Origin of the sequence: Streptomyces sp. NPDC050610, assembly GCF_040654875.1 — a bacterium.
Classification (GTDB): domain Bacteria; phylum Actinomycetota; class Actinomycetes; order Streptomycetales; family Streptomycetaceae; genus Streptomyces.
The window spans coordinates 34,633-46,109 of the sequence record NZ_JBFAIV010000050.1 but is presented as its reverse complement, the minus strand read 5'-3'; the positions used below and the strand labels follow the sequence as shown (position 1 = coordinate 46,109).

At 72.8% G+C, this 11,477-nt stretch carries 8 protein-coding genes and 1 pseudogene; 7 read left to right on the top strand and 2 right to left on the bottom strand.

What is annotated here, in order from left to right; genetic code table 11:
* Positions 1–287, bottom strand: a pseudogene (locus tag AB0I22_RS36360) (hypothetical protein); the annotation flags it as partial.
* Between the two features lie 236 nt (positions 288–523).
* On the opposite strand from AB0I22_RS36360, the gene cobT reads away from it, so the two are divergent.
* The 3 genes from cobT to AB0I22_RS36345 all read left to right on the top strand — a co-directional run bounded on the left by cobT (position 524) and on the right by AB0I22_RS36345 (position 4,258).
* The gene (gene cobT / locus AB0I22_RS36355; protein WP_363135302.1) at positions 524–1,570 is read left to right on the top strand and encodes a nicotinate-nucleotide--dimethylbenzimidazole phosphoribosyltransferase; all 1,047 of its coding nucleotides are present in this window, start codon (positions 524–526) and stop codon (positions 1,568–1,570) included.
* Between the two features lie 61 nt (positions 1,571–1,631).
* The gene (locus AB0I22_RS36350) at positions 1,632–3,398 is read left to right on the top strand and encodes a phosphatidylglycerol lysyltransferase domain-containing protein (RefSeq protein WP_363135301.1); all 1,767 of its coding nucleotides are present in this window, start codon (positions 1,632–1,634) and stop codon (positions 3,396–3,398) included.
* On the top strand, positions 3,395–4,258 hold the full coding sequence (locus AB0I22_RS36345; RefSeq protein ID WP_363135300.1) for a hypothetical protein: 864 nt from the start codon (positions 3,395–3,397) through the stop codon (positions 4,256–4,258). The genes AB0I22_RS36350 and AB0I22_RS36345 overlap by 4 nt, the downstream gene beginning before the upstream one ends.
* On the opposite strand, the gene AB0I22_RS36340 is transcribed toward AB0I22_RS36345, so the two are convergent.
* A complete protein-coding gene (locus tag AB0I22_RS36340) occupies positions 4,225–4,962 on the bottom strand; it encodes a hypothetical protein (protein WP_363135299.1) in 738 nt (245 codons plus the stop codon). The genes AB0I22_RS36345 and AB0I22_RS36340 overlap by 34 nt on opposite strands.
* A 68-nt stretch (positions 4,963–5,030) precedes the next feature.
* Here AB0I22_RS36340 and AB0I22_RS36335 point away from each other — a divergent pair, with 68 nt between their 5' ends.
* The 4 genes from AB0I22_RS36335 to sucB all read left to right on the top strand — a co-directional run bounded on the left by AB0I22_RS36335 (position 5,031) and on the right by sucB (position 11,426).
* Positions 5,031–5,831 carry an adenosylcobinamide-GDP ribazoletransferase gene (locus AB0I22_RS36335; protein WP_363135298.1) on the top strand — a complete coding sequence of 267 codons (801 nt, stop codon included), beginning with the start codon at positions 5,031–5,033 and terminating at the stop codon, positions 5,829–5,831.
* Positions 5,832–6,341: 510 nt separating this feature from the next.
* Positions 6,342–7,874 (top strand): leucyl aminopeptidase, encoded by a 1,533-nt coding sequence (locus AB0I22_RS36330; RefSeq protein ID WP_363135297.1) that lies wholly within the window; start codon positions 6,342–6,344, stop codon positions 7,872–7,874.
* 359 nt (positions 7,875–8,233) lie between these two features.
* Entirely contained in the window at positions 8,234–9,622 is a 1,389-nt protein-coding gene (gene lpdA, locus AB0I22_RS36325) for a dihydrolipoyl dehydrogenase (RefSeq protein ID WP_363135296.1), read from the top strand.
* 49 nt (positions 9,623–9,671) lie between these two features.
* Complete coding sequence (gene sucB, locus AB0I22_RS36320; RefSeq protein WP_363135295.1) at positions 9,672–11,426, top strand: 2-oxoglutarate dehydrogenase, E2 component, dihydrolipoamide succinyltransferase; 1,755 nt, start codon at positions 9,672–9,674, stop codon at positions 11,424–11,426.
* Positions 11,427–11,477 lie beyond the last annotated feature (51 nt).

The window sequence follows — 11,477 nt, the reverse complement described above, 5'->3', positions numbered from 1 at the left end:
CCTGCGGCGGGGCTTCGCCTGCGGCGGGGCTTCGCCTGCGGCGGGGCTTCGCCTGCGGCGGGGCTTCGCCTGCGGCGGGGCTTCGCCTGCGGCGGGGCTTCGCCTGCGGCGGCAAGGCCGTGCCGGCCTGCCGCCGGGATCGCGCGGCGCGCGGAGCGGGTGCTGGGGGTGCGGCGGATGCGGGTACGGGTACGGGCGCGGTTCAGGGGCACGGCACGGTCCCAGACCGGCGTCAGCCCCTCCCCGGCGCAGCCGTCAGCGCGAGTACAGGCGCGGTTCAGGGGCATGGCACGGCCCCAGGCCTCAGCACCGGCCCGGCGCAGCCGTTGGTGCGAGCACAAGCGCGCGGTCCAATGCGGGCGTCAGCCCCAGCCCGGCGCAGCCGTCGGCGGGGGGCGGGGCCGCCCGTACAGCCTCCCCCCGCGACAGCGGCCCCGCCGGCGAGGCGGTCGGTGGGGCGTCCGTGGATCGACGGCTCGTTCCCGTGGGACTGGCATCTACTTCTGCGGGTACTGTTCTGCGGATGAGCGGCCTGAATCTCGATGACTTCGCCACCCTGATCGAGCGCCCGGACTCCGGCGTACGCCGGGACGCCGAGGAGCACCGTGAACGGCTCGTGCCCGCGCCCGGTGCGCTGGGGCGGCTGGACGAGCTGGGCGAGTGGCTCGCGGCCGCGCAGGGTTCGGTGCCGGTGAAGCCGGTCGAGCGGCCGCGGCTGCTGCTGTTCGCGGGTGACCATGGGGTCGCCGAGCTGGGGGTTTCCGGCGGCCCGGCGGAGGGCGCGCGGGCGCTCGTACGGGCCGTGCTGGACGGCGAGAGCGCGTCGGCGGTGCTGGCGCGCCGGTGCGGGGCGCAGGTGCGGGTCGTCGACATGTCGCTGGACTGCGACCCGGCGGAGCTGCCCGAGGACGTGACGCGCCACCGGGTGCGGCGCGGTTCGGGCCGTATCGACATCGAGGACGCGCTCACCGCGGACGAGGCGGAGCGGGCCTTCCGCGCCGGGATGGCCGTCGCGGACGAGGAGGCGGACTCCGGCACCGACCTCGTGGTGCTCGGCGACCTGAGCGTGGGCGGGACCACCGCGGCCGGCACGCTGATCGCGGCGCTGTGCGGCACCGACGCCTCCGTGGTGACCGGCCGCGGCGGCGCCGGGATCGACGATCTGGCGTGGATGCGCAAGTGCGCGGCGATCCGGGACGGGCTGCGCCGGGCGCGGCCGGTCCTCGGGGATCAGCTGGAGCTGCTGGCCACGGCCGGCGGCGCGGATCTCGCCGCGATCACGGGTTTTCTGTTGCAGAGCGCCGTGAGACGGCTGCCGGTGATCCTCGACGGAGTCGTCTCGGCCGCGTGCGCCCTGGTGGCGCAGCGTGTCGCGTTCCGGGCGCCGGACTGGTGGCTGGCCGGTCAGGTGAGCGGGGAGCCGGCACAGGCGAAAGCTTTGGACCGCATGGCACTCAACCCTTTGCTCGATCATGGCGTCTGTGTAGGCGAGGGGACAGGGGCGCTGCTCGCTCTGCCGATGGTTCAGGCGGCGGCGGCCCTGGCTGCGGAGCTCCCCGCGCGCACCTGACGTCCTACGTCACCCGCGTCGGAGCCCCCGTCGCACATGACGCCCCATATGCTCACTTTTCATGGGAGAAGTCCGCTTGACTCCGGATGAGGGCGCCCGCCGCGGTATCTGGCCGCGGCGAGCCGCCGGCTTCGCGGTTTGGTACCTGCGCGCCGTTACGTTCGTCAATCTCCTCAGCGCGGTGTGGCTGTCCTTCGCGGACGACATCCGCCGGCACAACGTCGAGGAGTTCTACACCCCGTACCTGGTGACCGCGGGCTTCGCGTCGGCGCTCTTCTCACTGTTCATGGCCATCACGCTGCGGCGGCGCAAGCGCGCGGCGTGGATTCTGAACCTGGTGATGGCCGGGGTCACGGCCGCGATCTTCGTGTACGCGATATGTTTCCGCGAATTCAACCGGCACGGCCTGAACTGGTTCTCGACGGTGATCACGGTGCTGTTCGTGGTCGCGCTGGTGGTGGGCCGCGGCGAGTTCTACGCCAAGGGCGACCGATCCAACCCGAAGCTGGCGGCGGTCGTCGCCCTCGGCGGGCTGCTGGTCACCTCGCTGATCGCGGCGCTGCTGGTCGGCGTCACCAACGACGCGCCCGACGACTACAAGGCCTCCTTCCTGGACCGCTGGCGCTTCGGCGTGATGCGGCTGATCTCGCTGGCCAGCGACGAGTCCCGGTACCAGGGCATCTCCGCGCCCGGCTGGGTCAACGTCGTCATCAACGTGATGAGCACGCTCCTGCTGCTCGGCGTGTTGTACGCGGCCTTCCGCTCGCGCCGCGCCACCGACCCCATCACCCCCGACGACGAGGAGAAGCTCCGCGCCCTGCTGGACAAGCACGGCGACCGCGACTCCCTCGGCTACTTCGCGCTGCGCCGCGAGAAGAGCGTCATCTGGTCCCCCACCGGCAAGGCCGCCGTCACCTACCGCGTGCTCGGCGGGGTCTCGCTGGCCTCCGGCGACCCGATCGGCGACCCCGAGGCGTGGCCCGGCGCCATCGAGCCCTGGCTCACCGAGGCCCGCGAGCACGGCTGGATCCCGGCCGTGATGGGCGCGAGCGAGGAGGGCGGCACCATCTACGCGCGGCACGGCATGGACGCCCTCGAACTCGGCGACGAGGCGATCGTGGACACCGACGAGTTCACCCTCGAAGGCCGGGCCATGAGGACCGTGCGCCAGGCGTACAACCGGGTCAAGCGCGCCGGGTACACGGTGCGCATCCGGCGGCACGAGGACATCCCCGAGGACGAGATGGCCGACCTGCTGCACCACGCCGACGACTGGCGCGACGGCGCCACCGAGCGCGGCTTCTCCATGGCGCTCGGCCGGCTCGGCGACCCCGGCGACGGCCGCTGCGTGATGCTGGAGTGCCACGACGGCGACGGAAAGCTGCGGGCCCTGCTCAGCTTCGTGCCCTGGGGGCCCAAGGGCCTCTCGCTCGACCTGATGCGCCGCGACCGGGAGTCCGAGAACGGCCTGATGGAGTTCATGGTCATCGAGATGATGCAGCGCTCCCGCGAGGTCGGGGTCGAGCAGGTCTCGCTGAACTTCGCGATGTTCCGGTCCGTCTTCGAGCGCGGCTCCAAGCTCGGCGCGGGCCCCGTGCTGCGAATGTGGCGCTCGCTGCTGACGTTCTTCTCCCGCTGGTGGCAGATCGAGTCGCTGTACCGCGCCAACGCGAAGTACCGGCCCATCTGGGAGCCCCGGTTCATGCTGTTCGAGAAGAGCAGCGACCTGCTGCGCATCGGTATCGCCAGCGGCCGGGCCGAGGGCTTCCTCGAAGCGCCCGGCCTGCCGAAGTGGCTGAACCGCAAACATCTGGAGAGCAAACGGTGAATCGTGCGGCGCTCCGACGCGCCGCACGTGCCGAGTGGGGTCCCCTCCTGGGGGCCCTGTACGAGGCGCTCGCCCGCAGGAAACTGCGGGCCATCCCTATGACCCTCGCCGCGGTCCTCCTCACCTCGGTCTTCCAGATCATCCAGAACCAGCCCTGGGGCTTCGAGCCGGTCCAGCGGATCGGCTCGGTCCAAGCCCGGCTGCCGTGGTGGCTGGCGCTGCTGCGCACCCCGCTGTCGCTGTTCGTGCCCGCCCTCGACCTGCCGATATGGGGCGCGCTGGCGCAGCTCCTCGTCGCCTTCGGCATCGCGGAGATCTGCCTCGGCCGCAGGCGCACGCTGGCCATCGCCTACCTCGCGACGCTCGCCGGGACGATGTACGCGCGGCTGGCCGTCCACATCGGCCCCGACTCCGCCTTCGGCCTGCCGGCACACGCCGCCAAGGTCGTCGACACCGGCCCGTCGGCCGCCGTGGTCGGCATCGCGGTGTACGTGACCTGGCGTTACCGGGCATGGTTCACCTGCGTCGTGCTGATCGCGGCCATGTCCGCGGAGGCACTGATAAAGCCCAACCTGGCCGGCAAGGAGCACCTGGCGGCCATCGCCGCGCTGCTCGTGGTGTGCGTGCTCGACGAGGTGCGCAGGCGGCGCAAGCCGCGCGACCCGTACCGCTCCCCGGGGCCGCTGCCCGGCGGCAGACCGCGGGACGACGGCGGCCGCGGGCGGAGTGCGGAGCGCCGGTCCCGGCCTCCGCACGCTCCGGCACGGCCCCCGGCCTCGTACGGATTCGGGCCGGGCGAGCGGCTCCCGCTGCCCGACGCCTGCGGTCAGGGGTCCGGGGCCCCCGCGACCAGATCCTGAAAGCGGCGGCGCAGCGCCTGCCAGCGCGCGTCGTGCCGGTACGCCCGTACCCGCGCCTTGCGCCGGGCCCGCGGCCGGCGGCGGTAGCAGCGGCGCGCCCACGGCGAGCCGGGCCGGGCTAGCCGCACCGCCCCGATGATCGCCACGAACGGCACCACCACCCCGATCACCGCTATCCGCGGCTTCCCCTTGGCCAGGGCGAACAGCGCGACGGCGAAGTTGATCAGTACGTTCGTCGTCACGAGGCCGCGGCTGCGCAGTTCCTCCGGCGTCAGCGCGTCGACCCCGAACGGCGAGAAGCCCGCCAGCATCAGCGTGACCAGCGCGGCCGTCAGCACCACGACCTCGACGCTCTTGCGCCCCTGCTCGCTCCAGTACACGTCGTCCAGGTGCAGTACGAGCGCGAACTCGTCCAGCACCAAGCCCGCGCCCGCCCCGAACAGCACAGCCGTCACCGCGGTCCCGAAGCCGTGCCGGCCGCCGGCCACCGCGCCGAAGCCGCCGACCACCATGAGCACGATGCCGGGCACCACGTGGTGGATGTGCAGACCGCCCGGCCGAATGTTGCGGAAAGGGCCCTTGCCCGCCCGGATCAGCCGGGTGATCACCCGCGTGACCAGGAACGTCAGGACGAACGAGGCCAGCGCCAAGAGGAGCGGCAGCTTCCCCGGCTCGATGATGTTCCGACTCCACCAGTGACCCATGACCGACGCTCCCGAATCTGCCCGCTAGGGGAAACCTAACGCCCTGACGTCGGATAACCTGCGCGTCGATGACCGACACCGCCCCCGCCCGCGCCTCCCTCGGCGACGCCCTGCGCTTCGCCTTCGGCACCCTGAGCGTGCTCCCCGTACGCCTGACCCGGTGGGACCGCCCGGCCGCCCGCGGCGGAATGCTGGCCGCGCCGCTCGTGGGACTGGCGGCCGGGCTCGGCGCGGCGGCCGTCGGCGGGGCCCTGCTGTTCCTCGGCACCGGCCCGCTGCTCGCCGCGGTCGCCACCGTCGCCGTACCGGCGGTGCTCACCCGGGGGCTGCACCTCGACGGGCTCGCGGACGTGGCCGACGGGCTGGGCAGCGGCAAGCCCGCCGAGGACGCGCTGCGCATCATGAAGCAGTCGGACATCGGCCCCTTCGGGGTCCTGACCCTGGTCTTCGTCCTGCTCGGCCAGGTCGCCGCCGTGTACGAGCTGTACGGGGCCGGCTGGGCGCGCGGGGCCCTCGCCGTGACGGTCGCGGCGGTCGCGGCCCGTACGGCCCTGACCCTCGCCTCCCGTGCCGGTGTGCCCGCCGCACGGCCGGAGGGCCTGGGCGCGGCGGTCGCCGGGGCGGTCCCGGTCCGTTCGGCGGCGATGGCGACGGCCGCCGTGACGCTCGCCTGCGCGGCGGCCGGCTCCGCCTACGGCCCGTACACCGCCGCCCACTGCGCCGCGGCCCTGCTGCTGTCCCTGGCCTGCGCCGAACTGATGCTCCGTCACTGCCGCCGCCGCTTCGGCGGCATCACCGGCGACGTATTCGGCACCCTCGCCGAAACCGCCGCGACCACAGCCCTGATCACACTCACCCTGGGCCGGTAGCCGCCGCATATCAGCCCGCCCGACGTTCGAGGACACCCCCCACCCGCACCCGCACCACCCAGCCCGTCCGGCGCTTGAGGACGCCCCCACCCGCACCACCCAGCCCGCCCGGCGCTTGAGGACCGGGGCCCGGGGCAGAGCCCCGAATCCAGCCCGTCCGGCGCTTGAGGACACTCCCCGCCCGCACCCACGAACCCACCACCCGCACCATCCAGCCCGTCCGGCGCTTGAGGACCAGGGCCCGGGACGGAGCCCCGAATCCAGCCCGTCCGGCGCTTGAGGACACCCCAAGGCCCAAGGACCGGGGCCCGGGGCAGAGCCCCGAAGGCCGCGGACCCAGGGCGAAGTGCCCCCGCAGGGCGCGGCCTTGCGAAGGCCGGGAGTTAGGCTCGCGGCAAGCGCCCGGCAGCCCGCGCCCGGTCGGCCGAAGCCCGCCGCATACGATGCCCGGGGCGCGGCCGGCCCATCCACCGGCCGGTCGAACTCAACGGAAGTAGGGACCCCACCACCGTGACTGCACTGACTCTCAGCACCTCCGGCGCGGCGACGCTGCGCGCTGACGCCCTCGTCGTCGGCGTGGCGAAGGGCCCGAAGGGCCCCGTCGTAGCCCCCGGCGCGGAAGCCGTCGACAAGGCGTTCGACGGAAAGCTGGCCTCCGTCCTGGAGACCCTCGGCGCCGTCGGCGGCGAGGGCGAGGTGACGAAGCTGCCCGCACCGTCCGGTGTCAAGGCCCCCGTCATCCTCGCGGTCGGCCTCGGCACCGCTCCGGCCAAGGGCGACGGCTTCGACGGCGAGGCGCTCCGCCGGGCCGCGGGCTCCGCCGCGCGGGCCCTGGCGGGCACGAAGAAGGGCGCGTTCGCGCTGCCCGTCGAGAGCGCCGCGGACGCCGCCGCCATCGCGGAGGGCGCGCTGCTCGGCGCGTACGCCTTCAACGCCTACCGCAACGGCAACGGCAACGGCAAGAACGGCAAGGACGACAAGAGCGCTCCGCTCGCGGAGGTCGCGATCCTCGGCGGCAAGCCGCGCGACAAGGCGTACAAGGCCGTGGCGGACCGCGCCATCGCGCTGGCGGAGGAGATCAACCGCGCCCGCGACCTGATCAACACGCCCTCCAACGACCTCACCCCGAAGTCGTTCGCCGCCGCCGCGCAGGCCGCCGGCAAGGAGCACGGCCTCACGGTCGAGGTGCTGGACGAGAAGGCGCTGGCGAAGGGCGGCTACGGCGGTCTGACCGGCGTCGGCCAGGGCTCCGCCAACCCGCCGCGGCTGGTGAAGATCGCCTACACGCACGCCAAGGCGAAGAAGACCGTCGCGCTGGTGGGCAAGGGCATCACGTACGACTCGGGCGGCATCTCGCTGAAGCCGGCCGGTCACAACGAGACGATGAAGTGCGACATGAGCGGCGCCGCCGCGGTGTTCGCCTCGGTCGTCACCGCGGCCCGGCTCGGCCTCCAGGTCAACGTCACCGGCTGGCTGGCGCTGGCCGAGAACATGCCGTCGGGCACCGCGACCCGCCCCGGCGACGTGCTCACGATGTACAGCGGCAAGACGGTCGAGGTGCTCAACACCGACGCCGAAGGCCGGCTGGTGCTGGCCGACGCGATCACCCGCGCCTCGGAGGAGAAGCCGGACGCGATCGTGGACGTGGCGACCCTGACGGGCGCGATGGTGGTGGCGCTCGGCGACCGCACGTTCGGGATCATGTCGAACGACGACGCCTTCCGCGCCTCGCTGCACGAGATCGCGGACGAGGTCGGCGAGCAGTCCTGGCCGCTGCCGCTCCCCGCCGAGCTGCTCAAGGGCATGGACTCCCCCATCGCCGACCTGGCGAACGTGGGCGGCCGGATGGGCGGCGGCCTGGCCGCCGGGCTGTTCCTCCAGGAGTTCGTGGGCGAGGGCATCACCTGGGCGCACCTGGACATCGCGGGTCCGGCGTTCCACGAGAGCGCGCCGTACGGCTACACCCACAAGGGCGGCACCGGTTCCTCGGTCCGCACCCTGGTGCGGCTGGCCGAGCGCACCGCCGCGGGCGACCTCGGCTGACGTTCCGCGCACTGCCGTCCGTACGGCCCCGGGTCCCGTGCCCGGGGCCGTACGGACGTCATGCCGCCCCCGCTCGCCAGGGAGCGCGTTCCGTTCGTCGTTCCGTTCGTCGTTCCGTTCGTCACGTTCGCCCTCGACGAAATCCGTACGTCCGTGCGCCTGAGCGAGGTCGGGGAGGGCCGTCGCGCCGCCCCCGACACCGGCCCGGCGTCCCGCCACCCGTCAACAAGTGCGAAGATGTTGTCACGGCAGGACAGGGCCCCCCTTACACCCAGGGCCGATCTAGAAGCGGCCGAACAACAGCCGCCGCCCGGTCACCGACGACCGGCTACGGCGTATCCATGCATGGAGGACGTGACGTGGCGAACGACGCCAGCACCGTTTTCGACCTAGTGATCCTCGGAGGCGGTAGCGGCGGTTACGCCGCTGCCCTGCGCGGAGCGCAGCTGGGTCTGGACGTCGCCCTGATCGAGAAGAACAAGCTCGGCGGCACCTGCCTGCACAACGGCTGCATCCCCACGAAGGCTCTGCTGCACGCCGGCGAGATCGCCGACCAGGCCCGCGAGGCCGACAAGTTCGGCATCAAGACGTCCTTCGAGGGCGTCGACATCGAAGGCGTGCACAAGTACAAGGACGGCGTGATCGCGGGCCTGTACAAGGGCCTGCAGGGTCTCGTCGCCAGCCGGAAGGTGACCTACATCGAGGGCGAGGGCAAGCTGTCCTCGCCGACCTCGGTGGACGTCGCCGGCCGCCGGGTGGAGGGCCGCCACGTCCTGCTGGCGACCGGCTCCGTGCCGAAGTCGCTGCCCGGTCTGGAGATCGACGGCAACCGCGTCATCTCCTCGGACCACGCGCTGACGCTGGACCGCGTCCCCAAGTCCGCGATCATCCTGGGCGGCGGCGTCATCGGCGTCGAGTTCGCCTCGGCGTGGAAGTCCTTCGGCACCGACGTCACGGTCATCGAGGGCCTCAAGCACCTCGTCCCGGTCGAGGACGAGAACAGCTCCAAGCTGCTGGAGCGCGCCTTCCGCAAGCGCGGCATCAAGTTCAACCTCGGCACGTTCTTCGAGAAGTCCGAGTACACCGCCGACGGCGTCAAGGTGACCCTCGCCGACGGCAAGACCTTCGAGGCCGAGGTGCTGCTGGTCGCGATCGGCCGCGGGCCGGTCTCCCAGGGCCTGGGCTACGAGGAGCAGGGCGTCGCGATGGACCGCGGCTACGTCCTGGTCGACGAGTACATGCGCACCAACGTGCCGACCGTCTCGGCCGTCGGCGACCTCGTCCCGACCCTCCAGCTCGCGCACGTCGGCTTCGCCGAGGGCATGCTGGTGGCGGAGCGGCTGGCCGGTCTGAAGACCGTGCCGGTCGACTACGACGGTGTGCCGCGTGTGACGTACTGCCACCCCGAGGTCGCCTCCGTCGGGATCACCGAGGCCAAGGCCAAGGAGATCTACGGTGCGGACAAGGTCGTGGCCCTGAAGTACAACCTCGCGGGCAACGGCAAGAGCAACATCCTCAAGACCTCCGGCGAGATCAAGCTCGTCCAGGTCAAGGACGGCGCCGTCGTCGGCGTCCACATGGTCGGCGACCGTATGGGCGAGCAGGTCGGCGAAGCACAGCTGATCTACAACTGGGAGGCGCTGCCGGCCGAGGTCGCGCAGCTCGTCCACGCGCACCCGACGCAGAACGAGGCGCTCGGCGAGGCCCACCTGGCCCTGGCCGGCAAGCCGCTGCACTCGCACGACTAAGTCCCGAGCGCACCACCATCCGCACTTTTCGTAAGGAGCAACCGAAACCATGGCGGTTTCCGTAACCCTGCCGGCGCTCGGCGAGAGCGTGACCGAGGGCACCGTCACCCGCTGGCTGAAGGCCGAGGGTGAGCGCGTCGAGGCCGACGAGCCTCTGCTGGAGGTGTCGACCGACAAGGTCGACACCGAGATCCCCGCCCCGGCCGCCGGTGTGCTCGCCTCCATCAAGGTGGCCGAGGACGAGACGGTCGAGGTCGGCGCCGAACTGGCGATCATCGACGACGGCTCCGGCGCCCCGGCGCAGGAGTCCGCTCCGGCCGCCGAGCCCGCCCCGGCGGCTCAGCCGGAGCCCACCCCCGCCCCGGCCCAGGCCGAGGCGCCCGCCGCCCCGGCTCAGGAGGCTCCGGCCCCGGCCGGCGGCTCCGCCGAGGGCACCCCGGTCACGCTCCCCGCGCTGGGCGAGTCCGTGACCGAGGGCACCGTCACCCGCTGGCTGAAGGCCGTCGGCGACGACGTCGCGGTGGACGAGCCGCTGCTGGAGGTGTCGACGGACAAGGTCGACACCGAGATTCCGGCGCCCGTCGCGGGCACCCTGCTGGAGATCGTGGTCGGCGAGGACGAGACCGCCGAGGTCGGCGCGAAGCTCGCCGTCATCGGCGCCGCGGGCGCCGCTCCGGCCGCTCCCGCCGCCCCGGCCGCGCCCGCCCCGGCGGCGCAGCCCGAGCCCGCCCCGGCTCCGGCGGCCCCCGCGGCCCCGGCCGCTCCGGCGCCGCAGGCCCCCTCGGCCCCGGCTCCGCAGCAGGTCACCACCCCGGCGCCGGACCCGGCCCCGGCCGCTCCGGCCCCGGCGCCCGCCCCCGCGCAGGCTCCGGCCGCCCCGGCGTCCGGTGACGCGGACGGCGCGTACGTCACTCCGCTGGTGCGCAAGCTGGCCTCCGAGAGCGGCGTGAACCTCGCCGAGGTCAAGGGCACCGGCGTCGGCGGCCGTATCCGCAAGCAGGACGTCATCACCGCGGCGGAGACCGCCAAGCAGGCTCCGGCCGCCGCTCCCAAGGCCGCCGCCGCTCCGGCGCAGCCGTCGGCGCTGCGCGGCCAGACGGTGAAGATGACCCGCATCCGCAAGGCGACCGCCAAGCACATGGTGGAGTCGCTGAAGGTGTCGGCGCAGCTGACGACCGTGATCGAGGTGGACGTCACCAAGATCATGCAGCTGCGCGCCAAGGCGAAGAACAGCTTCCTCGCGCGGGAGGGCGTCAAGCTCTCGCCGATGCCGTTCTTCGTCAAGGCCGCCGCCGAGGCGCTGAAGGTCCACGCGTCGCTGAACGCCAAGGTGAACGACGACGACACGATCACCTACCACGACGTCGAGAACATCGGCATCGCGGTGGACACCGAGAAGGGCCTGTTCGTCCCGGTCATCCACGAGGCGGGCGACCTGAACCTCGCCGGCATCGCGAAGAAGACCGCGGACCTGGCCGGCCGGGTGCGCGACGGCGGCATCAAGCCGGACGAGCTGGCGGGCGGCACCTTCACGGTGACCAACACCGGTTCGCGCGGCGCGCTGTTCGACACCCCGATCCTGAACCAGCCGCAGGTCGGCATGCTCGGGATCGGCGCGACGGTCAAGCGTCCGGTCGTCGTCTCGACGCCGGAGCTGGGCGAGACCATCGCCATCCGCGACATGGTCTACCTGGCCCTGTCGTACGACCACCGGCTGGTGGACGGCGCCGACGCGGCCCGCTTCCTGGGCACGCTCAAGGCCCGTCTGGAAGGCGGCGAGTTCGAGGGCGACCTCGGCCTCTGAGGTTGGCAGCACCGTATGAAGGGAAGGCCCCGGCTCAGCGAGCCGGGGCCT

Excerpts from the sequence above, each read along its gene's own strand:
- cobT (WP_363135302.1), top strand. The coding sequence starts at position 524 with ATGAGCGGCCTGAATCTCGATGACTTCGCCACCCTGATCGAGCGCCCG.
- AB0I22_RS36350 (WP_363135301.1), top strand. The coding sequence starts at position 1,632 with ATGGGAGAAGTCCGCTTGACTCCGGATGAGGGCGCCCGCCGCGGTATC.
- AB0I22_RS36340 (WP_363135299.1), bottom strand. The coding sequence starts at position 4,962 with ATGGGTCACTGGTGGAGTCGGAACATCATCGAGCCGGGGAAGCTGCCG.
- AB0I22_RS36335 (WP_363135298.1), top strand. The coding sequence starts at position 5,031 with ATGACCGACACCGCCCCCGCCCGCGCCTCCCTCGGCGACGCCCTGCGC.
- sucB (WP_363135295.1), top strand. The coding sequence starts at position 9,672 with ATGGCGGTTTCCGTAACCCTGCCGGCGCTCGGCGAGAGCGTGACCGAG.